The sequence below is a fragment of the Leisingera sp. M527 genome, assembly GCF_025141525.1.
In the GTDB taxonomy this organism is placed as follows: Bacteria; Pseudomonadota; Alphaproteobacteria; order Rhodobacterales; family Rhodobacteraceae; genus Leisingera.
In genome coordinates this window covers 1,024,507-1,045,998 of record NZ_CP081037.1, presented here as the reverse complement: position 1 = coordinate 1,045,998, position 21,492 = coordinate 1,024,507, and the positions used below count along the sequence as shown (strand labels likewise).

Below are 21,492 nucleotides of genomic sequence, written 5' to 3'. Positions count from 1 at the left end.
TCAATCCGCAACAGATTATCTTCAGGCCCCGCAATATCCACTGGCCAAAAAAGCATGCTCTCCCTAACAATTTCCTATGGAACGCTCGATACGCCCCACCGCCGGTTCGCTGAACGCCCTCTTGGTGCTGGAAGTGGCGGTGCGCCATGCCAGCCTGTCCCGCGCCGCCGCCGAGCTGGGCCTCAGCCAGCCTGCAGTCTCGCGCCATATCTCCACTTTGGAGGAGCGCCTGCGGCAGCCGCTGTTCGAGCGCAACAACAACCGGATCACGCCGACCGCCAATGCCACCCGGCTGGCGGATGCGGTGGCGCTGGGGCTGGGTCATGTGGATCAGGCCTGGAGCGAGGTTCTGGCTGCTCCGGACACGGATGAGGTGACACTCGCCTGCACCTTCGGCTTTGCGGACCAGTGGCTGATGCCTCGTTTCTCTGCCTTGCGTGCTTATCTGGACGGCGGCCGGGTGCGGGTCGTGACCACGGACCAGCTGGGCGACATCGACCTTAGCCGCTTGGATGCAGCAGTTGTCTGGGATCCGTCGCGGATGCCGGACCGGCCGTATTTTCCGCTGATCCCAGCGGAAACCTTTCCGATTTGCAGCCCCGGTTTTCTGGAAGCCCACCCAGAAGCAGAGAACAACATTGCACAACTCGCGCCGGATCTGTTTTTGCATTTTGATACCGGAACCTCTGGCTTTCTGACCTGGGAAGGCTGGTTTTCCCAGGCAAGGCTGCAGGCGCCGCACTTCGGTACCGCCGCGGAATTCGACGCCTATCCGTTCCTGCTGCAGTCGATACGGCGCGGTGAAGGCATTGGGCTGGGCTGGGCGGGGATTGCCGATCAGGCCCTAGCAGCCGGCGAGGTGCTGCGGCTGGGGCCTGCGGTGTCGGACCGGCCGCACAGTTATTTCCTGCAGCACCGGGAAACCAGCGGCAGCGCGCTGGAGCGGATGCTGAAGTGGTTCAAACGGGAAGCCGCAGCCAGCCGGGATCCGGCTAGCCCCAAATAAAAAAGGCCGGAGGGATCTCTCCCGCCGGCCCTGTTGCCGCCTGAATAGGCGGCTGATCTGTTTACCGGGCCGCTCTGGTATAAGCAGCCCGGAGGTGTTGCTTATTCAGCAGGTGCGCTTTCCCCAGCCTTTTCGCGCAGACCGTCACGGTACAGCGCCTTGGCCAGCGACACGCACATCAGGCCCATCACCATGGTGAAGGGCAGCGCGCCGATGATCATCGCGCTTTTCAGCGCCTCCATCGGATCGGCTCCGCCGTTCTGCTTGCCTGCGAACAGCAGGGTGCCGATCACAGCGGTCAGGATCAGGCCCCAAACGATCTTGTGCTTGTTGCCGATGTTCTGATCACCGCCGGACATGATGGTGTTCATCACCAGGATGCCGGAGTCCGCCGAGGTAACCAGGAAGGTCATGATCAGCACAACACACATGATGGTGATGCCCGACAGCAGGCCGCCGTCGATCATGCTTTGCAAGGTCACGAACAGCTTGGCCGTGTTCGACGCGCCAATGATGGCGCCTTCTGCCGCACCGCTGAGTTCCAGGTCGATCGCGGTGCCGCCCAGAATAGCCATCCAGGCAAAGCAGACCATCGCCGGTGCAAACACGCAGCCGATGATGAATTCACGCACCGAACGGCCGCGGGAAATGCGTGCCAGGAACAGGCCGACGAAGGGCGAGAACGCAATCCACCAGGCCCAGTAGAACGTGGTCCAGCCTGCCTGCCAGCCGAATTGGCGCTGCGGTTCACCCGCTGCATAGGCCGCCGACAGAACGTCGTCGGACAGGGCAGCTGCTTCGCCTTCCAAGCCCGATTTGAAACCGTCAAAGGAGCCCCAGGCATTGGTCGCACCGCCGCGCAATGCATCCGCATACGGGGCAGCCTCAGCAGGCAATGCCGCCGCAAAATCAGCCGCAGGCTGCGGGGTGTAGGGACCGAAGCTCAGCGAAGCGAAGTGCAGGATGTAGTCTACAAAGGCCGTCGCATAGGTGGTCATGGCGAACATGAAGGAGCCGAAGACCACGAAGGTCAGCAGCAGGATGAACGACAGAACCAGGTTCAGGTTCGACAGGTACTTCACGCCGCGGCCCACGCCGGACACAGCCGAGATGATCGACAGGCCCATGATGGCAAAGAGACCTGACAGCAGGCCAACAGTGCCGGGTGCCGGCGCGTCGCCGCTCATGTCCATCATCCATTCCATGCCGGTGATGGCATAGACGCCGTCAACAAACTGGCTGACACCGAAACCGATGGTCACAGACACACCCAGGATGGTTGCAACCACGCCCAGCACGTCAACCACATGGCCCGCAATGCCGTTCATCAGCTTGCCGAAAAGCGGAGTCAGTGCGGTGCGGATGGTCAGCGGCATATCACGGGTATAGGCGTAGTAGGCCAGCGACAGACCCGTCACCACATAGATCGCCCAGGCATGGAAGCCGTAATGCAGGAACGTGTAGCGGAAGCCGGACTGAATGGCTTCTTCGGTGTTCGGAACCACGTTCTGCGCCAGCACTTCCGGGTTGGAACCCCAAAGGCCAAGCGGCTCAGCGGTGGCAAAAACCATCAGGCCGACGCCCAGACCGGCGCCGAACATCATCGAGAACCAGGAAAAATCCGAGAACTCCTTTTGCTCGCCTGGCGTCCCCATGATCCGCTTACCGGTTTGCGGCAATGCGGCGACCACAAACAGGAAAAAGGCGAAGAAGCCGACAATGACGATGTAGAAGGCGTTGAAGTCTTCCAGAATGCGCCCGTTCAGGCTGCCCAGAACGCCGGTGGCGTTGGCCGGCCAGACCAGCGCCCAGAGAACCAAAGCGACCATGATCCCCTTGCTGAGCAAGGCGATCTCAAGACTGTGCCCCTTATAGAAGCCACCGTCGGAGGTGTTAATCTCCAGATCGGTGAAAGGTTGTTTAATTGACATGCGTTTCCTCCCGTTTCGCACGTGCCGCACCGAAGTGCGGATTTTCCGGCGGTTCGCGCAACCGCCGGAGTCTGGCGTCAGCCCATCAGGGCTTTGATCCTGTTCAGCGTTGCTACGCTGACCGCGACGCCATCTGTCCGGGCCTTGATCCGCTTGCCGCGGCGCCCGTCGCCCGGCAGATGTGCGCCAGTCTGCGCACGTACTGCTTCTACGATTCCGACCATTCCGGATCGAAAACTGTCATTTGAGGTGGCAACCGGGTCGATTGCGATGAACATTTGGCCGGTTTTGGGCGGCCCGCCTGCAGTGCCGGAAAACGGCGAGGCGTTGATACCAAGGGTCGCACCGGTCAGGGCTGCGGCCATGATCTCGGTCAGCAGCGCAACACCGACGCCTTTGTAACCGCCCGACGGCGCCATTGACCCCTTAAGGCCCGCATCCGGGTCGGTGGTCGGATTGCCGTCGGCGTCCAGCGCCCAGCCCAGCGGGATTTCTTTGCCTTCGCGGGCGTGTTTCATCACTTCGCTTTTGGCGATGGTGCTGGCGCTTTGGTCGATCAGCAGTTCCGGCTCACCGTCTTCACCCGGCACCGCGACTGAGAACGGATTGGTGCCGACAACAGGTTTCTTACCGCCCGAAGGCGCGATGGAGGCGGGCGCATTGGTAAAGCCCAGCCCCACCAGTCCGGCGCGGGCCAGACGGGCAGTGTGATAGCCCAGCACGCCGCAGTTATAGCTGTTGCGGATCGCCAGAACCGCGACCCCCTGCTCGCGGGCGGCTGGGATCAGCGCCTCGAACCCCATGTCAATCGCGGAATGGGCAAAGCCGGTGGCGGCATCCACCGCCACCACGCCGGGACGCGGACGCGCCAGAGCCGGAACCGCCTGCCCGTCCACCTTGCCGCATTGCACATGCTCGGCATAGATCGGGATATAGGCCAAGCCATGGCTGGCGACGCCATCCGCTTCGGTTGCTGCGGTGGCAACAGCCAGCGGGCGGGCGTTGGCCTCGGATGTGCCGGCCGCCACCAGGGCGCGGAAGGACAGATCCTCGATCTCGGCAAGGGTCAGGGTTTTGGTTTCGGTCATAGCGACGCCTCTTCAGTCGTTGTCAGACAGCCCGGCACCTGCGCCGCGCAATCGCGAAGCTTCGGTGGCGGGCGCATAAGTGCGGTGGGCAAGAACGCCAAGGCGGTCCCAGGCCTCGGCCGGAGCGCTGCCGCGCAAAACCGGCTCCCGGCGGTCGGTCATTTCAGCCGGAGTGGTGAAAGCAACCTTGTCGGCAAGCATCGCTGTGTAGGCATCGGGAGCGCCCCGCGCGCACAGCTGGCGGCCATCTGTTGCAAGGTAGACACCCGCCCATTCAACAGCGACCGGAGTCTCCAGCCGCAACGCAGCCCCTGCAGCAAAGGGAACCAGCAGCAACGGCACGCACACACGCTCCATTTCGATCCGGCCCGCATCCATCAGCTGCACCGCGCAGTCGCTTAGGGCGGCGCCGGCAATCAGCGGGCTCATCCGCCCCGACGGGGCGCTCCACACGCCTGTCAGTGCCAAGGGCGCCAGATCCGCGGGCGGCAAACGGTCGTTCATCTCCAGCAGCGCAGCCAGCAGCTCCGCCCCCGGAAAGCCAAAGGAAGAGAGCCAGCGCGTGCCTTTTGCAGCCTCCTCGGCCAATCCCCAGGGAAGGCCGGCGCCACGGGCAGCGCGTTTGCACATTGCTTCGATTTCATTCAGGGAATGGTTCATGCCAGTGCCCCCTCTTCCAGTCTGGGATAGACCCAGAATTCAGCGTTCTCCTGCGAAAGCTCCTGCGGGTAGGGTGCGTTGCCATACATGCAGATCCGCACCCAGCGGTCAGAGCGGGGATCAAACTGCGTGGCGCCAAAGAAGGCGAGTTTGCAACGCAGCATGTCAATCGGCAGAACGTCGTGCGAGATCGTGTTGTCACGGATCTCGGCATAAGGTGCGCGGCCCGCGATCTGCGCCCGGCGCACCGTATGACGGTATTCAGGATGGCGCAGCAGGAACTCGGCGACGCGGATCTCCCCCTGCCAATGCGCCAGCGCATTGAACAGCGCCGCAGCATCCCGGCCAGGCGCCAGCGGCTGCTCGTATTCCTCCACCGGCTCCTCAAACCGTTCGCCCAGGCGCGGTTCCAGCTTTTCTTCGGACACATACCAGGCGCGGGCCCGGTTTTCCCGTTTCTGCCAGTCTGTACCGATCGCCCATTCATAAATCCGCGTCAGAAGCCCGCGCAGTTCGTCAATGGTCATCGCACCGGCAATGCGGAACGTCGGCGTATTGTCCGCCGCCATGCCGTCGCTCAACTCGTCAATCAGGCTGCCATAGGGTTCCAGCATCATTGAGGCCAGCCATTCCTGGCCTTCCAGAGACAGTGTTTCTTCGGCCCAGCGGTGCATCTGATCCCATGGCTGGGGACCGCTCAGCACCTGCGGAGTGCTCAGATAGGCGTCAATCTGTTCCAGGTCGTTCCGCAGCCCGGCCAGTTTGCGCACCTGGATCTCATGCTCGGACTGCCACAGGTCAACATTCTTTTTGCTGCGCTGCAAAAGCCGCAGGAACAGGGCGATTTCGTCCTCCGATGCGCTGTCCAGACTGCGGACGGTACGGATTGCATCCTCGCGGGCGGCGATCCAGTTGTTGAACAGAACCGGATGGTTCAGCAGGAACGGCGCCATTCCCAAGCCGGTTGAATTGCCGATCCCCAGCGACCGGGCCAGTTCCGGGGCCAGCTGTGCTGCTGTTCGGCCTGCCGCCTTGGCGCGCAGGTCTGCCATATGCTGCACCAGATCGCGCACAAACCAGCGGGTCAGGAAAACCGACAGCATCTCGGCCTGGAACGGAACCTGGAATTCGGGGCGTTTTGCGATCATCTCGCGATCCGCAGCACCCAGTTTTCCCGATCCGTAAACGGCTGTGGTCCGCATCAGATAGCCGACGGCATCAAGCTGGGCGGCGTCAGGCTGGCGGCCTTCGGACAGGGCGGAAACCACATGTTCCCACAGGCGCACGGACCGGTTTGCGCGCGATACCGATATCTCGCGCTCGCTGACCCGGCCGGCTTCCTGATAGGGGACATTTTTCGAAAGACGTTCGATGTCTTCGTCCGTCGGGACACCATCGAACAGGGCAAAGGTGGCATCCCACGCAGTTGCAATCACACGATCCGACCGCATTTCAGGCGGCAGATCATGTGCAAAGGCGATCAGAGAATAGGTCCGCGCAGGGCCGGTGGCGGAAAAGACTGCAACACCGACCCCGTTTTCATCAATATCAAACTTGGGGCGCGAAAAGCTCCAGTTTTCGCGGGCCATGCGCCGTGTCAGAATCCGCATGAAGCTGAGGCGGCACTGGTGCAAAGAACCGAGACGGCTAAGGCGCATGACCTGCGCCGGGTCCCGTAGTGATATTGATGTCTGCGCGGTTGTTTCCATTTAGGTTATCCTTTGGGGCCAAAGTTTTCGGCAAAGAACCGGTGCCAGTTCCCGCCCATGATGCCGCTGACCTCATCATCGTTCATGCCCGTCGCGCGAAGGCCCTCTTCGATGTTTCCAAAGTCGCGGTTGTCCTTGAACCAGCTTGGCATTTCCGGGAATCCCGGAGCGGCGGCTGATCCTTCGCCGTAATCGATTTCCTTGCTCCAGCGGCCGACCCGCATCCACTCAACCACGCTGTCGGGCTGATCCTGGCACAGGTCGGTGCCGATACCGAGGTGTTCCAGCCCGTATTTGTCGGCGGTGCGGGCAATCATCTCGCAGAAGCTTTGCAGGGTGCAGGCGCCCTTGTCCTTCAGATGATGCGGATAGACCGAAAAGCCCAGCATGCCGCCGTGGCCTGTGACCGCGCGGATGACGTCATCCTTTTTGTTGCGCAGGGCCGGCGACCACTCATACGGGTTGGCATGGGTGATGGCGATCGGGCGGGTGGAAATCTCAGCCGCTTCGATGGTGGAACGGTCGGCGGAATGGCTCATGTCCACGACCAGTCCGACGCGGTTCATCTCCTTGATGACCTGCTTGCCCATACGGGTGATGCCGGGATCCTCGGCCTCGTAACAGCCGGTCGCCAGCAGCGACTGGTTGTTATAGGTGAGCTGCATGAAACGTGCGCCCAGGGTGTGCAGGATCTCGACCAAGCCGATGTCGTCTTCCATCGGCGAGGGGTTCTGGAAGCCGAAAAACACAGCTGTGCGGCCGGTTTCGCGGGCCTTGTCGATATCAGAGGCCCACTGCCCCTTCATGATCAGGTCCGGATACTGCTCGAACCAGCGGTTCCACTTCTCAAAGTTCAGAACCGTTTCGCGGAAGTTCTCGTGATAGGCAATGGTGACTTGGATCGCGTCCACGCCGCCCTCGCGCAGCTGGCGGAATATCTTCTCCGACCAGTTGGCATATTGCAGGCAATCGATACGGTATCCGGTCATTCAAGCACCTCGAATTTCAAAAACCATCGCCCGGCCCCTTGCGGCGGGCAGTATGCGCCCGCCCCACGTGAGGCAGAACGGGCGCGTCCATAAGCTGGCAGGCCGGCTGCACGGCGCTGCCAGAGTCGTTTAATCAGACCGGATTGCCGGCGCTGATGTAGGCAGTCTTGACAGTGGTATAGAACTCCGCCGCCGCCTTGCCCTGCTCGCGCGGGCCATAAGAGCTGTCGCCGCGGCCGCCGAACGGCACGTGGTAGTCGGTGCCTGCGGTCGGCAGGTTGACGGTGACAACACCGGTGCGGGCGTTGCGGCGGAAATGGGTGGCGCGGGCCAACGACTGGGTAACGATGCCCGAAGTCAGGCCGAAGTTGGTGTCGTTCACCACGCTCAGCGCTTCGTCATAGCTGCCAACCTTGATCACGCTGGTCAGCGGCGCGAACATTTCCTCGCGGTTGATGCGCATCTGGTTGTTGGTGTTCAGGAATACGCCGGGGGACATGTAATAGCCCTCGTGCGGCATCTCCAGCCGCTGGCCGCCGCAGGCCAGTTCGGCGCCTTCGGTTTTGCCCAGATCGACATAGGCCAGGTTATCGTTCAGCTGCTGCTCGCTGACAACGGGGCCAATTTGCGTCCCCTCTTCCAGGGCGTGGCCAACCTTGTAGGCGCTGGCGCCCGCGACCAGTTTTTCGACAAATTCATCGTGAACCGAAGCATGCACAACCAGACGCGACGACGCGGTGCACTTCTGACCGGTGCTGCCAAAGGCACCGCCAAGCGCGAGGGTCACAGCCAGATCGATATCTGCATCATCCATAACCGCCAGCGCGTTTTTGGACCCCATCTCCATCTGCACTTTGGTCAGGTTCTGGATGGCTGCGGAGGCGATGCCTTTGCCAACCGGCACAGACCCAGTGAAGGAAATGGCGTTGACCTTGGGGCTTTCCACCAGGCGCTGACCGATTGAGCGGCCCGAGCCCATGACCAGCGAGAACAGACCTTTGGGGATGTCCTGACGGTTGATGATTTCTGTCAGCGCAACAGCCGATGCAGGGGTGATGTTGGCAGGTTTCCAAACCACGGCGTTGCCGTAGCACAGCGCCGGCGCAATCTTCCACGACGCGGTTGCGGTCGGGAAGTTCCAGGGGCTGATGATGGCAACGGTGCCAACCGCTTCGCGGCGCACGTCGATTTCAACGCCGGGACGTACAGAATCGGCGTTTTCACCCAGCTGACGCAGGCATTCAGCGGCGTAATAGGTGAAGAACTGACCAGCACGGTAGACTTCGCCCTTGCCTTCAGCAAACGGCTTGCCTTCTTCGCGGGACAGCAGCGTGCCCAGCTCTTCGGCGCGGCTCATCAGCTCGTTGCCGATGTTCATCAGCACCGCCTGCTTGCGCTCCATGCCATAGGCTTCCCACTCGGCTTGCGCAACTTGCGCCTGGTCCAGCGTTGCCTCCAGCTGATCGGCGCTGGCCTGGGCAAACATGCCGACCAGATCGCTCAGATCCGAAGGGTTGCGGTTTTCGATTTCGCTTTCGCCAGCCAGCCATTCGCCGGCAATCAGGTTCAATTTGGTCACGGAGAAGCCCCAGATGCTGAATTTCAGGTTTACAGCAGGATGGACTTCGGCACCCGCATCAGTCAAACTCAATTAACTGAACATAACTACAGAATTTCTGAAGTCATGGCTTTGAAAATCGAAATGCTGCGTGCCTTTTGCACGGTGGCGCAGACCGGCAACCTGTCAGAGGCGGCCAACCGTCTGGGCCGGACCCAGTCAGCTGTCTCCATGACCCTCAAGCAGATGGAGGACCATCTGGGCAAAAAGCTGTTCGAAGGCGAGCGCAAGAACCAACTGTCATCATTGGGAGAGCAGGTGTTTGAACTGGCCCAGAAACAAGTGCGCCAGTTCGACCAGACCGTGCGAAGCATCGAGATGGCAGCAGAGGCCATTCACGGGCTGATCCGTATCGTCTCGGTGCCTTCAGTTGCGGCGCTGGTGTTCCCGCCGGTGCTGGAGCATATGACCGCCCGCTACCCCGGGCTTAAGGTTGAACTGCGCGATACCGACACCCAGCAGGTGCTGGATGCGCTGGCCGAGGGCAAGGCGGATATCGGCATCGCCTCTGGCTATCACCCGCTGAACGGGGTCAGGGCAGTGCCGCTGTTCGAGGACCGTTTCGGACTGGTCTGCTCTGCCGGGCACCCGCTGTTTCGGCAAGACAGCCCGCCCTCCATTGCGGATGTCACCGGCGCGGGATTTGTCCGCAATGCGCTGTGCGACCTGATCCGCAACGAGCGCTTTGTCGAGGCCAGCAGCGGCGCGGATGTGACGATCCACAACACCCATTCACTGATCACCATGGTGCGCACCGGAAAATGGGTCACGGTTCTGCCGCAAACCGTGGCCCGTTTCATGCCGGAAACCACGGTGTTCCGCCCGATTGCCGACCTGCCGGACAGGCGCGAAGTTTATCTGTATCAGCGCGACCGCTCCCGCTTTGCCGCGCTTACCGCGGAATGCAGTGCATTCATCCAATCCTGCGACCTGTCCAGCGACCTGCCCGGTTAGAGCAATTGCTTAGGCCGGCCCGGTGGTTCCCCGGATAACCCGCTCCAGCTCACAGCACAGCCTGAAAGGTTCCGGCGCATCGGATGTGATAAAACGGGTAAACTGCGCACCCGCGAGTGTCCCGATCGCCTCTGCCGGGATCCGGACCGTTGACAGGCCGGGTTCAATATCAGCCGAGCCTTTGAAATCGCCGATCCCCATCACCGACAGCTTCTCAGGCACCTTCAGCCCGCGTTTTTGCGCCCCGTACAGCGCGCCCTGGGCAATCACGTCATTGCCGCACAACAGCGCCGTCGGACGGGACGGGCCGGCAAGCAGATCCAAGGCCGCCTGCTTGGCCTGCGCGACACTGTAAGGCGCCTCGGATTTTCTGTCCTGCGGCACGGTGATGCCCGCAGCTTCAAGGGTTTCCAGCACCGCCGACAGCCGGTGCCGCGCCCGGTCATTGCCCTGGGTGTCAGGAAAGATCAGACCGATATCGCGGTGCCCTAGTTCCAGCAGATGCGCCGCTGCCATCCGGCCTGCCTGCCTGTTGTCGGCCCCGACACAAGGCAGTTCTGCATCTTCGGCATAATTCCAGATCGCCATCGCCGGAGTTTCCTGCTGCGCGATCAGCCGGGTGGTGGCCTGCGAATGCTCCAGCCCGATCAGCGCCACCCCGTCGACCCGATGCTCCAGAAACTTGCGCACCATCGCGTACTCGCGCTCCAGATCATACCCGTGCGAGGCCAGCAGCAAGCTGAACCCCTCTTTGCCGATGGCATCCGAAAACGCCTGGATCACCTCGGCAAAAATCGCATGGTTGATTGTTGGCACAACCAGGCCGATAGTTGCCGAACGCTTACCGTGCATCGTCTGCGCCGCGCGGTTGCGGATATAACCAAGCTTTTGCACAGCGCGGTTGATCTTCTTGCGAGTCGCCGGGCTGACCAGATCGGGGTGATTAAAGGTGCGCGACACCGTGGAGGGAGACACTTTGGCAGCCTTGGCCACAGCGACGATATCGACGTTACCCTTTTGTTTTGAAGCCAAAAACCCCCCTCCCGCGATACATCTTATGAAAACGTTTGCAATACTATTTTCATGGCCTAACCTGAATTGTCAAGAAACGTGAAAACGGGATCAGCCGGGTTGGGAGGCCCTGAATGGACTTCATATTTTACTTCGGAGACGTCTTCTCGCCGCTGTCCTTTCTGTTGCTTCTGGGCGGCACGATCGGCGGGCTTATCCTGGGCGCAACCCCGGGGCTTTCCCCCACAATGGCAGTGGCGCTGCTGATCCCCTTCACCTTTCATCTGGAGGCCGTGCAGGGTCTGATCCTTCTGGGGGCGGCCTATACCTCCACTGTTGCAGGCGGCGCCGTCAGCGCCATCCTGCTGAAGATCCCCGGCGCGCCGGCCAATATCGCCACCACGCTGGACGGCCACCAGATGGCCAAGCAAGGCCAGGGCGCCAAGGCGCTGCAGCTGTCCTTCCTCGCCTCTGCCGTCGGCGGCATCTTCGGCGTGCTGCTGCTGATCTTCCTGACCCCGCTGCTGGCCGAATGGGCGCTGGCCTTTGGCCCCTCGCATCTGTTCTGGCTGGCGATCCTGGGCGTCACGGTCATCGGCTCGCTCGATTCCGCCTCGGTGGTTAAGGGGTTGCTGTCAGGCTGCATCGGGTTGTGGCTGGCAACCATCGGCTTTGACGACATCATGGGCGCCCAGCGCTTTATTTTCCACCCGTCCCTTGGCGGCGGCATCAACATCATCGCGGCCCTCATCGGCCTGTTTGCCATCCCGCAGGTGCTGACCATGTTCGCCAAGGGCCGCCGCACATCAGGTGCCGAGGTAATCGAAGTGCAAAAACACTCGGTTCTGGACGCCACCAAGGAACTGCTCCGCCGTCCCCTGGCCCTGGGCATCGGCACCATCACCGGATCGATCATTGGCCTGATCCCCGGCGTGGGCGGCCAGATCGCCGGGCTGGTGGCCTATGACCAGACTAAGAAGTTCTCCTCCGAGAAGGAGAAATTCGGCAAGGGCCACAGCGAAGGCGTGATCGCCGCAGAAGCTGCCAACAACGCCATGGTCGGCCCTTCGCTGGTGCCGCTTCTGACGCTGTCGATCCCCGGCAGCCCCACCGCTGCGGTGCTGCTGGGCGGGTTGCTGATCCACGGCATTTTCCCGGGGTCCGACCTGTTCGACAACCACCCGGATGTGGCATGGACCTTCATCAATTCGATGCTGGTGGGCCAGGTTCTGATGTGCCTCTTCGGCCTTTACGTGGCAGGCCTCGCCGCCCGTGTCGCCCAAGTGCCGCAATCGGTGATGGCTGCCATTGTGCTGGCGCTGTCGGTCTTCGGCGCCTACTCGGTGCAAAGCTCGATGGGCGACGTCTATGTGATGGCCTGCCTCGGCATCGGCATGTATTTTCTGGAACGCTTCGGTTTTTCCGCCGCACCGCTGGTGCTGGGGCTGATCCTGGGTCCGATCGCGGAATCCAACTTTATCCAGGGCGGAATGATCGCCGATGCCACAGTGGGCCGGGCCGGCTACTTCCTGTCCGGCGGGCTGAACATCTTCCTGATCGCCGTGGTTGTTGCCTCCGTCGCCTATTCGGGCTGGATGGAGCTGCGCAGCCGCCGCTACACCACCAAAGAGGAGGCACAGGCATGAACCGGTCTCAGCATATTTTCGGCTCCGGCCTGGTCCTTGCGGTCGGTATCTGGGTCGCCTGGATCAGCTACACGCAGGCCCCTGCCGAGGCCTTCCTGTTCCCGCGCCTGATTGCCTCGGTGTTTGTGGTGCTGGCCGGCTGGACCTTTGGCAAGGCCGTCCTGGGCCTCAGCAAAGTCGGCTCGGGCGTGTCCCGCAGCATGTTCATACAAATGGTGCCGGGGCTGATGGTGATGCTGATCTATGTCTTCTGGGCCGCCAAGACACTGGGGTTCTATACCGCCACCGCCATCGGTTTTTTCATTCTGCTGTCGATTTACGATCCGGCGCCCCATTCCGAAGCCAGAACCTGGGGCAAACGCGCCCTGATCACCGCCTGTTTTGTTGCCGTGATGTACGGGCTCTTTGCGCTGCTGCTGAGCGTCTACACGCCACGTGAAATTCTGTTCTGACCGTTTGAACGCGGCCCGGAAACATAAGCGAAATCATAAGGGAGGAGAAGAAGATGAAGAACCTGATTACAGGCGCTGCCATGGCGCTGATGGGCCTGGGCGGAGCCGCCTTGGCCGAGGATTACCCCGAACGCCCGATTATGATGATGGTCTCTTACGGCGCGGGCGGTGCCACTGACTTCCAGGCCCGCATCGTGACCATGACCGCGGGTAACGAGGATGCGCTGGGGATGCCCATCGCCATCATCAACAAGCCGGGCGCCGGCGGCCGTGTCGGCTGGAACTGGTTTGCGACGCAAGCGGATCCGGATGGCTACACGCTGGCCGCCTACAACGTGCCCCACTTCATCGCCCAGTCGATCAAGGGCGGCGTGCAGTATTCTTCCGACAGCTTTGAACCTATCGCCAACTGGGGCGCCGATCCGGCTGTGTTTGTTGTCGCCGCCGACAGCCCCTTCACCTCGATGGCGGATGTGGTCGCCCATGCCACGGAGAACCCGGGCAAGCTGACCTTCTCCGGCGCCGGGCTGTTTGTGGGCCACCATATTGCCGCGCTGCAGATCGAAAAGGCCGCTGGCGTCAAAATGGCCTATATCCCGACCAAGGGCGGCGGTGCCGCGGCGATGAAGGCCGTTATCGCCGGTGAGGTCATGGGCGGGGTCAACAACCTGTCTGACGCCTTCCGTGCGCAGGAGGCGGGCAACGTCAGGATCCTTGGCGTGGCGGACCTGCAGCGCTCGGAGTTCCTGCCTGACGTGCCCACCATGCAGGAGCAGGGGCTGGACGTCGACAATTCCTCGGTCAATTTCCGCGGTGTGATGGTGCCCAAAGGCACCCCGCAAGAGGTGATCGACGAACTCGCCGCTACCGTGCCCGAGATGTTCGCGAACCCCCGCGTGGCCAAGAAGATGCAGGCCGGCGGCTCGCCCATGCACATCATGACCCGTGACGAGGTCAAGGCGATGTGGGCCGCCCGCGAACAGACGCTTAAGGAACTTCTGGCCGGGCTCTGATCCCGCGCCCCCAGGCCGAAACCCTCCGGGGCAGCGCCCCTGCCCCGGACAATCAATCGAGGAAAGACATGACCGCTCAGGACGCACTCGCCTCTGGCATCGCCGAGGTGGAACAGATCGTGGCGCGCGCACGCACCGCACAAAAGGCATTCGAGGCCCGCGGCAGCCAGGCGCTGTATGACAAGGCAGCCTTGGCGGCAGGCTGGGCCATCATGGAACCCGCCCGCAACCGGTCCCTGGCCAAGCTTGCCGTTGAATCCACCGGCCTGGGCAACGTGCCTGACAAGATCACCAAAAACCACCGCAAGACGCTGGGACTGTTGCGCGACATTGCAGGCGTTCAGACCCAGGGCATCGTCAGCGATGATCCCGCGACCGGCATCACCGAGATCATGCGCCCCATCGGGGTGATCGGTGCCGTGGTCCCGTCAACCAACCCGGCGGCGACGCCCGCCAACAACATCATCAACGCGCTGAAAGGCGGCAATGCCATCGTCGTGGCCCCCTCGCCCAAGGGCGTCGCCTCCTGCGAATTGCTGCTCTCCTATATCCACGCCGAATTCGCCAAGCTCGGGCTGGACCCGGATCTGGTGCAGATGATCCCTGCACCCGGCTCCAAGGCCAAGACCCAGGCGCTGATGGAGACCGCCGACCGGGTGATCTGCACCGGCAGCCAGAACAACGTCCACCGCGCCCAGTCCTGCGGCACCCCTGCCGTGGCCGTGGGGGCCGGCAATGTGTCGGTGATCGTGGACGAGACCGCCGATCTGGCTAGCGCGGCAGCAAAGATCACCGCCTCTAAGACGTTCGACAACGCCACCTCCTGTTCATCCGAGAACTCGGTTGTGGTGGTGGAGGCCATTTATGACCGGTTTATCACCGCATTGGCCCAGGAAGGCGGCGCGCTGATCTCCGAGGCTGACTCAGACGGCATCATCGCCAAACTTTGGCCGGACGGCCACCTGAACCGCGAAGTCATTGCACAGGACGCGGACAAAATGCTGGCGGCACTGGACATGGCCGGCCAGATCCCGGAAGGCACCAAATTTCTCGCCGTGGAGACCAAGGGCATCGGCCCGGATCACCCGCTGTCCGGCGAAAAGCTGAGCCGCATTCTGGCGGTCTACCGCGCCGCTGATTTTGCGGATGCCAAAGCCATCGCCGCCCGGATTCTGGACCACCAGGGCGGCGGCCATTCCATCGGCATCCACACAAGCCAGGACACCCGCGCCATTGAGTTGGGCCGCGAGATGCCCGCCTGCCGGGTGATCGTCAATCAGGCCCATACTTTTGCCACCGGCGGCGCCTTCACCAATGGGATGCCGTTTTCCCTGTCGATGGGGTGCGGCAGCTGGGGCGGCAATTCGATCGACACCAACCTCCATTGGCGGCATTTCGTGCAAACCACCAAGATCGTGCGCGAAATCGCACCTCGCGAACCGGCATTGGACGACATCTTTGCCAGCTATTGGGCGGAGGCGGGACAATGATGGAACCGCCCAAAGGAACCATTCGCGACTGGCTGAACAAACGCGCCGAGGACGGCGGCACCGGTTTTATCTTCCCCGATGGCGCGCCGGATCTCAGCTGGCAAGAACTGCGCAGCACGGCTGAGGCCATCGCCCGTTCGCTGACCGCGTTGGGCATCGCCAAGGGCGAGAGCATCGCGATCTTGCACCCCAACGGACGCGAGGCGCTCGAATGCCTGTTCGGGGTGCTCTACGGCGGCTTCCGCGCCACCATGATCAACCTGGTCGCGGGCAACAGCGCCGTCGCCTACGCCCTGCAGCACAGCGGCGCCCGCTACGCCTTTGTTCATGACAGCCAGACCGGGCTGTTCGCGCAGACTGCCGACCTGTCCATCCTCTCCCCATTAGACAGGCAGGCAGTCACCGGCGGGCCACCGGCAGAGCTGCACCCGCTCTCTGCCGGTGACCACGCTTTGCTGATGTATACCTCCGGCACCACCGGGCAGCCCAAGGGGGTGGTGCACAGCCACGCCAGCCTGCTGGCCGGGGGCTGGACCACGGCTATCGCGCATGAGCTGACACCGCAGGACCGCGGTCTGTGCGTGCTGCCGGTTTACCATATCAACGGGTTGTGCGTGACGGTGATGGGCACGCTGATTTCCGGCGGCTCGCTGGCCATGTGCGAGCGTTTCTCGGCCAGCCGCTTCTGGGCGCATGCGGGCTGGTCCAAGGCCACGTGGTTTTCGGTGGTGCCGACCATCATATCGCATCTGCTGCACTCAGAGCTTGATCCCGTCGACAGCACCAGGGCACGCCTGCGCTTTGGCCGCTCCGCGTCTTCGGCGCTGGCTCCGGACGTGCAGCGCGCGTTTGAGAACCGGTTCGGCATCCCCATCATCGAGACCATGGGCCTGACGGAAACCGCCGCGCAGATCCTGTCCAATCCCTTGCCTCCAGGCACCCGCAAGATCGGCTCCCCCGGCATCGCTTATGGCAACGGCATCGCCATCCTGGATGCAAACCAGCAGCCGGTTACCGATAGCACCGAGGGCGAACTGGCCGTGCGCGGCCCCAACGTGATGCTGGAATACCTGAACAACCCGGAGGCCACGGCGGGCACCTTCACCGCGGACGGCTGGCTGCGGACCGGTGATCTGGGGCGCATCGACGGAGACGGCTATGTCTTCGTGACTGGCCGCTTGAAAGAGCTGATCATCAAAGGCGGCGAAAACATCGCACCGCGCGAGATTGACGAGGCGCTTTATTCGCACCCCGACGTGATCGAGGCCGCCGCTTTTGCCCGCCCCTGCAAAAGCTACGGTGAAACGGTCGAGGCCGCGGTCAAAATCCGCGACGGCTCCACCCTGACACCGCTGGAGCTGATCGAAATCTGCCAGTCCGTACTGGGCCGGTTCAAATCGCCGGACGAGATCCACATCCTGCCGGACCTGCCCAAAGGACCGTCAGGAAAGATCCAGCGCAACAAAATCCTTGGGGAAATCACCAACAGCTGAACTCCCCAACAACCCTCGCCCGCAAGATGATAAGAAGGTCAGCTTTTCTGCCTCAATGTTTCGCGCGCGAAACATCCGGTCAGCAGTGCTGACCGGTCCGCCGCGCGGCAGCGCGGCGCCGGGCCCAACGGGCGCGGGGTCTCCGTCAGGGGATCCGGCAACGGGCGGGAGTGCGGCATCGCAGCCGCTCACGCCAGATGAAAGGACAGGAACGGTTCTGCCCCGTCCGCGTCACGGATCCAGCGGGCCTTGATCCCGAAAATTTCCGATACCGTTTCCGGGTTCAATGCTCTCTGCGGGGTGCCCAGCGCCACCAGGCGTCCGCCCGACAGCACCGCCACCCGGTCGCACATCAGCGCCTGATTCAGATCGTGCAGTGCCACGACGGTGGTCACCTTCAGGTTCCGGATGCAGTTCAGGATCGACAGCTGGTGATGAATATCCAAGTGGTTTGTCGGCTCGTCCAGCAGCAGCAGCCCGGGCCGCTGCGCAAGGGCGCGGGCGATGTGCAGCCGCTGCCGCTCGCCGCCGGACAATGTGGCCCATTCGCGGCTGGAAAAACCCTCCATTTCCACTGTCTTCAGCGCGTTTTCAACATGCAGGCTGTCTTCGCCGCTCCAAGGTCTCAACGCTGACAGCCAGGGCGTCCGCCCCAGTTCCACCACCGACCGTGCGGTGATGCGCTCGGCAGTATCGGCCTGCTGTTCGACAATCGCGGTCCGCTGGGCGACCTCTCTGCGCGTCAGCTGCGCCAAGGGTTTTTCCGCCAGCAGAACCTCGCCATGCGAGGGGCGTGCCAACCCCGCCAGCAGCCGCATCAGCGTGGATTTCCCGGACCCGTTCGGACCGACCAGCGCCAGGGTCTCACCCGGCTGCACCGTCAATGAGACATCAGACAACAGCAGCTTGCCGCGGATGGAGTAAGACAGGCTGCGGGCTTCGATCTTCATCGCGCAGCCCTTCTTCCGCGCACCAGGATCACCGCAAAGGACGGCGCCCCGATCAGGGCTGTGACAACGCCGATGGGCAGCACCTGGCCAGGGATTATGATCCGGGACACGATGTCTGCGCCAATCAGGAACACCGCGCCGGTCAGCGCCGCGGCCGGCATCAGCCTGCGATGCCCGGGACCAACCAGGAACCGCGCCGCATGCGGGATCACCAGGCCGACAAAGCCGATCGAGCCAACGATGGACACCATCACCGCTGTGGTCAGCGCGGTGGCAAAGATCAGGATAACTTGCACCCGCCGCACCGGAATGCCCAGCGAGGCTGCTGAATCGGTGCCAAAGGTAAAGGCATCCAGCGCCCGCGCATGGAACCGGCAGACGACCCAGCCCGCCAGCGCCAGCGGCACTGCCAGCCACACATCCGGCCAGCGCACCCCGCCCATATTGCCCATCAGCCAGAACATGATGCCGCGGGCCTGATCGGCGTTGGCGGATTTGGCAATGATGAAGGCCGTCAGCGCGTTGAACAGCTGCGAGCCTGCAATGCCGGCCAGCACAATTTGCGCTGCCGCAGCGCGGCTACCGCCGGCCCCGGCGGCCCGGGCCAGAACGGCAACAAAGCCAAAGGCCAGCAGCGCGCCGTTAAAGGCGCCAAAAGACAACGACAGCGCACCGCCGCCAAGCCCTGCAATGGTCACCGCAACCGCCCCGGTCGAGGCGCCGGCGGAAATGCCCAGGATATAGGGGTCTGCCAGCGCATTGCGCAGCAGGGCCTGCAGCACCACGCCCGCCACCGCCAGCGCCGCCCCGCAGGCCCCCGCCACAAGCGCACGCGGCAGCCGGTAACTCCAGACAATGCCTTGATCTATCGGATCAACCGGCAGCCCTGCCCCGGCCAGCTTATTGGCCAGAACCGACAGCACTAGGTCAGGCGCAAGCGCGGTTTCCCCGATCATTGCGCCTGCCAGAACCGCTGCAATCAGCACCGGCAAGGCCAGGCACGCGCCCTTGACGCCCTGCCATGTGATTGCAGCGGCTGCACTCACTGGCTGGTGCCGATCACGCTGAGTTCAGCAGCCAGATCCTCCAGCGCCGGAATGGCACGGATGGTGGCATCCATCGCCTGGGCGTCCATCACAACGATGCGGTTGTTCTTGACTGCATCCATCTGGCTCGCCACCGGATCATTGCGCAGGAAGTCCAGCTTCTTTTCATAGTCATCCGCGGCAAAGCGGCGGCGGTCCATGCGGGCAATCACAATCACCGTCGGATTGGCCTTGGCGATGGTCTCCCAGCCGACCGTTGGCCATTCCTCGTCGGTCTCAACGACGTTGCGCAGGCCCAGCTGCTGCATCATGTAACCTGGCGCGCCCTTCTGGCCGGCCACAAACGGGTCGCTTTCCATTTCGGGCGACGAGAACCAGAACACGGCAGACGCATCTTCCAGCGCGACCTGCTGCGCCTTGGCAACCGCCGCAGCCTCGCGCGCCTTGTAATCGGCGACCAGTTCGGCGCCCTTTTCAGCCTCGCCAAAGATCGCCGCCAGTTCCTCAATCCCCTGATACAGGCTGCCGGTGGTGAACATCTGCGTGCGGGTGCCGTCGCCGCCGGTGGTGTTGTCCTTGCCGACGCAATCGGCGGGCATCACATAGGTCGGGATGCCCAGATCATGGAACTGCTCGCGCTTGGCTACGACGCCTTCGGGGCCGACGTGCCATTCGTACTGCGCTGCCACCAGACCGGGGCGTTTGGCCACGACGCTTTCAAAGCTTGGGTCGTTGTCGGCCAGACGGTCGATCTTGGCATTCATGTCTGCGTATTCCGGCAGCACGTCGTTGAACCAGACCGAGGTGCCCAGCACCTTATCGCCCAGCCCCAGCGCATAAAGCACTTCGGTCGCCGCCTGGCCAACCGTTACCGAAGACGCTGCCGGCGCCTCGAAGGTGACCGACTGGCCGCAGTTTTCTATGGTCAGCGGAAAGGTTTCGCTGGCCGCCGCAGCCTGTGCGGCAGCGATGAAGGAAAGGCCGATCAGGCCGGAACGCAAAAACATGATATTCGATCTCCATGTGTCAATGACCGGAGAACGGGTGAAAGGGCATTGACCGGTAAGGCTGAGGGTCTGGCCCCCGCTTGCGGCACCGGAAAACGGCGGCGCATCTTACCGGCAACCTCCCCGGACAACCCCGCCCGGTGTCTTTCGGTTTTCACCGGCAGGTCTCCTGACTGGCGGGTCAATGACTGTGCCGTCTTCCCGGACCGTTTGGTCCAGTGACGTCATGGCACAGCTCTCGCCGCCTACAGTTGCGGGGGCAGTTCCGTTTGGCGCCGGCAGGCACCGCGGATTCCCTCTTAGCCCTTTCGGGACCGGTAAAGCGCGGGTAGCGCATCCCTTTCGTTGCGGCAAGAAAAAGTTTTGATGCAGAGGGAATTCTGCAAACCGGGCGCAGCCAGAGCAACTGGGCTGCGTCTTGTCCGGATGACGGCCCTGCCCGGTTACTCGACCACGATCAGATCGGTATCCATCGCCTTGAGCATGTCCTTGATGGCCTGCGGCGGCTGCGCGTCCGTATAGAAGACCTCGAATTTTGTATCCTTGCCGACCGACACCGGCGCGCGCTTGTTGAACTTGTCATGATCGGCCACAACAATCCGGACCTGCGCATTGGCCGCCGCGACACGGGCCAGGTTTGCCTCTTCGAGATCATGCAGCATGAAGCCCAGTTCGGCATTGATCGCCCCGGCCGAAAAGATGGCAAACTGCACGTTCAGCCGCCGCACCAGATCAAGCGCTTCGGCCCCGAAGGCACCGCCGTCATGCGGGCGCAGCTCGCCGCCCGCCAGAAACACCCGGTTGTTGTTGCGCGAGGCCAGCGCATGGGCCACCAGCACGGAATTGGTCACCACAAAGAGGTTTGACCGCTGCCGCAGCTCCTGCGCCACATAAGCGGTGGTGGAGCCGACATCCAAAAAGACCGAATCCCCGTCGCTGATGGTCTTGGCAACCTCGATGGCCAGACGCTGCTTTTCTGAGGCGTGTGTGTCCATCCGGCTTTGCAGCGGCAGCTCGTTCACATCTTCAACCAGATGCACCCCGCCGTGCACCTTGCGGACCGCCTGGGCATCCTCCAGCGTGCGGATATTGCGCCGGATGGTTTCATTGGACACGCCCAGCCTGCCGGCCAGATAGCTGACCCGGCAGGACCCGCCTGCCTGTTGCAGCGCCCGCAGGATTTCCTCTTCGCGCTGATTGGTGGTTTTGCGGCTTTTGGTCATTGGGCCTCCTGTTGTGTTGCTACGCCAGAAAGCCACAAAAAACAACACATGAGCCCTCGGATACCGCGCCCGTCCGCCTCAAAACGCACTTTCTTCGAGGTGACTGTGGCTTATTGTGGTTTTTTATTGACTGATCGGCACAATCGCCGCACCATCATAACAGGCGACGCCAAGAATCGCACAAAATGCCACATATCAGGGAATTC

At 62.5% G+C, this 21,492-nt stretch carries 18 protein-coding genes and 1 riboswitch; of the genes, 7 read left to right on the top strand and 11 right to left on the bottom strand.

Annotation, left to right across the window (positions count from 1 at the left end):
- Positions 1-76 precede the first annotated feature (76 nt).
- Positions 77-1,006: a LysR family transcriptional regulator gene (locus K3555_RS24775; protein ID WP_311200020.1), complete on the top strand. Its 930-nt coding sequence runs from the start codon at positions 77-79 to the stop codon at positions 1,004-1,006.
- A 101-nt stretch (positions 1,007-1,107) separates the two neighbouring features.
- Here the strand turns inward: K3555_RS24775 and K3555_RS05210 are convergent, their stop codons facing one another.
- The 6 genes from K3555_RS05210 to K3555_RS05185 form a co-directional block, all read right to left on the bottom strand.
- Positions 1,108-2,937, bottom strand: coding sequence for a BCCT family transporter (locus K3555_RS05210; RefSeq protein WP_260007650.1), 1,830 nt, complete (start codon positions 2,935-2,937; stop codon positions 1,108-1,110).
- A gap of 77 nt (positions 2,938-3,014) precedes the next feature.
- Positions 3,015-4,025: an Ldh family oxidoreductase gene (locus K3555_RS05205; RefSeq protein WP_260007649.1), complete on the bottom strand. Its 1,011-nt coding sequence runs from the start codon at positions 4,023-4,025 to the stop codon at positions 3,015-3,017.
- A gap of 12 nt (positions 4,026-4,037) precedes the next feature.
- Positions 4,038-4,685 carry a DUF3726 domain-containing protein gene (locus tag K3555_RS05200; protein WP_259997764.1) on the bottom strand — a complete coding sequence of 216 codons (648 nt, stop codon included), beginning with the start codon at positions 4,683-4,685 and terminating at the stop codon, positions 4,038-4,040.
- Positions 4,682-6,394 carry a hypothetical protein gene (locus K3555_RS05195; protein WP_259990768.1) on the bottom strand — a complete coding sequence of 571 codons (1,713 nt, stop codon included), beginning with the start codon at positions 6,392-6,394 and terminating at the stop codon, positions 4,682-4,684. Before K3555_RS05195 ends, K3555_RS05200 begins: the two co-directional genes overlap by 4 nt.
- A gap of 5 nt (positions 6,395-6,399) precedes the next feature.
- Positions 6,400-7,383 (bottom strand): dipeptidase, encoded by a 984-nt coding sequence (locus K3555_RS05190; protein WP_260007648.1) that lies wholly within the window; start codon positions 7,381-7,383, stop codon positions 6,400-6,402.
- A gap of 133 nt (positions 7,384-7,516) precedes the next feature.
- Positions 7,517-8,962, bottom strand: a complete 1,446-nt coding sequence (locus K3555_RS05185; RefSeq protein ID WP_260007647.1) for an aldehyde dehydrogenase family protein — start codon at positions 8,960-8,962, stop codon at positions 7,517-7,519.
- A gap of 105 nt (positions 8,963-9,067) precedes the next feature.
- Between K3555_RS05185 and K3555_RS05180 the strand changes: the two genes are divergently transcribed.
- On the top strand, positions 9,068-9,955 hold the full coding sequence (locus K3555_RS05180; protein ID WP_259990762.1) for a LysR family transcriptional regulator: 888 nt from the start codon (positions 9,068-9,070) through the stop codon (positions 9,953-9,955).
- Positions 9,956-9,964: 9 nt separating this feature from the next.
- Here K3555_RS05180 and K3555_RS05175 read toward each other — a convergent pair whose 3' ends face one another.
- Complete coding sequence (locus K3555_RS05175) at positions 9,965-10,987, bottom strand: LacI family DNA-binding transcriptional regulator (protein ID WP_260007646.1); 1,023 nt, start codon at positions 10,985-10,987, stop codon at positions 9,965-9,967.
- Positions 10,988-11,100: 113 nt separating this feature from the next.
- Between K3555_RS05175 and K3555_RS05170 the strand changes: the two genes are divergently transcribed.
- The 5 genes from K3555_RS05170 to K3555_RS05150 all read left to right on the top strand — a co-directional run bounded on the left by K3555_RS05170 (position 11,101) and on the right by K3555_RS05150 (position 17,060).
- Positions 11,101-12,612, top strand: coding sequence for a tripartite tricarboxylate transporter permease (locus tag K3555_RS05170; protein ID WP_260007645.1), 1,512 nt, complete (start codon positions 11,101-11,103; stop codon positions 12,610-12,612).
- Positions 12,609-13,064 carry a tripartite tricarboxylate transporter TctB family protein gene (locus K3555_RS05165; protein ID WP_260007644.1) on the top strand — a complete coding sequence of 152 codons (456 nt, stop codon included), beginning with the start codon at positions 12,609-12,611 and terminating at the stop codon, positions 13,062-13,064. The genes K3555_RS05170 and K3555_RS05165 overlap by 4 nt, the downstream gene beginning before the upstream one ends.
- A 53-nt stretch (positions 13,065-13,117) precedes the next feature.
- Positions 13,118-14,077 carry a tripartite tricarboxylate transporter substrate binding protein gene (locus tag K3555_RS05160; protein WP_260007643.1) on the top strand — a complete coding sequence of 320 codons (960 nt, stop codon included), beginning with the start codon at positions 13,118-13,120 and terminating at the stop codon, positions 14,075-14,077.
- A 68-nt stretch (positions 14,078-14,145) separates the two neighbouring features.
- Positions 14,146-15,567 (top strand): acylating sulfoacetaldehyde dehydrogenase, encoded by a 1,422-nt coding sequence (gene sauS, locus K3555_RS05155; protein ID WP_260007642.1) that lies wholly within the window; start codon positions 14,146-14,148, stop codon positions 15,565-15,567.
- Positions 15,564-17,060 (top strand): AMP-binding protein, encoded by a 1,497-nt coding sequence (locus K3555_RS05150; RefSeq protein WP_260007641.1) that lies wholly within the window; start codon positions 15,564-15,566, stop codon positions 17,058-17,060. Before sauS ends, K3555_RS05150 begins: the two co-directional genes overlap by 4 nt.
- A 188-nt stretch (positions 17,061-17,248) precedes the next feature.
- Here K3555_RS05150 and K3555_RS05145 read toward each other — a convergent pair whose 3' ends face one another.
- From K3555_RS05145 to K3555_RS05130, 4 genes are all read right to left on the bottom strand, one after another.
- Positions 17,249-18,010 carry an ABC transporter ATP-binding protein gene (locus tag K3555_RS05145; protein ID WP_259990748.1) on the bottom strand — a complete coding sequence of 254 codons (762 nt, stop codon included), beginning with the start codon at positions 18,008-18,010 and terminating at the stop codon, positions 17,249-17,251.
- The gene (locus K3555_RS05140; RefSeq protein WP_260007640.1) at positions 18,007-19,056 is read right to left on the bottom strand and encodes an iron ABC transporter permease; all 1,050 of its coding nucleotides are present in this window, start codon (positions 19,054-19,056) and stop codon (positions 18,007-18,009) included. The genes K3555_RS05145 and K3555_RS05140 overlap by 4 nt, the downstream gene beginning before the upstream one ends.
- On the bottom strand, positions 19,053-20,063 hold the full coding sequence (locus K3555_RS05135) for an ABC transporter substrate-binding protein (protein ID WP_259997745.1): 1,011 nt from the start codon (positions 20,061-20,063) through the stop codon (positions 19,053-19,055). The genes K3555_RS05140 and K3555_RS05135 overlap by 4 nt, the downstream gene beginning before the upstream one ends.
- A 141-nt stretch (positions 20,064-20,204) precedes the next feature.
- Positions 20,205-20,397: riboswitch (cobalamin riboswitch) on the bottom strand.
- Positions 20,398-20,506: 109 nt separating this feature from the next.
- Entirely contained in the window at positions 20,507-21,286 is a 780-nt protein-coding gene (locus K3555_RS05130) for a DeoR/GlpR family DNA-binding transcription regulator (RefSeq protein ID WP_259997743.1), read from the bottom strand.
- Between the last annotated feature and the right edge of the window lie 206 nt (positions 21,287-21,492).

Excerpts from the sequence above, each read along its gene's own strand:
- K3555_RS05135 (WP_259997745.1), bottom strand. The coding sequence starts at position 20,063 with ATGTTTTTGCGTTCCGGCCTGATCGGCCTTTCCTTCATCGCTGCCGCA.
- K3555_RS05130 (WP_259997743.1), bottom strand. The coding sequence starts at position 21,286 with ATGACCAAAAGCCGCAAAACCACCAATCAGCGCGAAGAGGAAATCCTG.
- sauS (WP_260007642.1), top strand. The coding sequence starts at position 14,146 with ATGACCGCTCAGGACGCACTCGCCTCTGGCATCGCCGAGGTGGAACAG.
- K3555_RS05165 (WP_260007644.1), top strand. The coding sequence starts at position 12,609 with ATGAACCGGTCTCAGCATATTTTCGGCTCCGGCCTGGTCCTTGCGGTC.
- K3555_RS05170 (WP_260007645.1), top strand. The coding sequence starts at position 11,101 with ATGGACTTCATATTTTACTTCGGAGACGTCTTCTCGCCGCTGTCCTTT.
- K3555_RS05160 (WP_260007643.1), top strand. The coding sequence starts at position 13,118 with ATGAAGAACCTGATTACAGGCGCTGCCATGGCGCTGATGGGCCTGGGC.
- K3555_RS24775 (WP_311200020.1), top strand. The coding sequence starts at position 77 with ATGGAACGCTCGATACGCCCCACCGCCGGTTCGCTGAACGCCCTCTTG.
- K3555_RS05190 (WP_260007648.1), bottom strand. The coding sequence starts at position 7,383 with ATGACCGGATACCGTATCGATTGCCTGCAATATGCCAACTGGTCGGAG.
- K3555_RS05210 (WP_260007650.1), bottom strand. The coding sequence starts at position 2,937 with ATGTCAATTAAACAACCTTTCACCGATCTGGAGATTAACACCTCCGAC.
- K3555_RS05150 (WP_260007641.1), top strand. The coding sequence starts at position 15,564 with ATGATGGAACCGCCCAAAGGAACCATTCGCGACTGGCTGAACAAACGC.
- K3555_RS05180 (WP_259990762.1), top strand. The coding sequence starts at position 9,068 with ATGGCTTTGAAAATCGAAATGCTGCGTGCCTTTTGCACGGTGGCGCAG.
- K3555_RS05195 (WP_259990768.1), bottom strand. The coding sequence starts at position 6,394 with ATGGAAACAACCGCGCAGACATCAATATCACTACGGGACCCGGCGCAG.
- K3555_RS05145 (WP_259990748.1), bottom strand. The coding sequence starts at position 18,010 with ATGAAGATCGAAGCCCGCAGCCTGTCTTACTCCATCCGCGGCAAGCTG.
- K3555_RS05205 (WP_260007649.1), bottom strand. The coding sequence starts at position 4,025 with ATGACCGAAACCAAAACCCTGACCCTTGCCGAGATCGAGGATCTGTCC.
- K3555_RS05200 (WP_259997764.1), bottom strand. The coding sequence starts at position 4,685 with ATGAACCATTCCCTGAATGAAATCGAAGCAATGTGCAAACGCGCTGCC.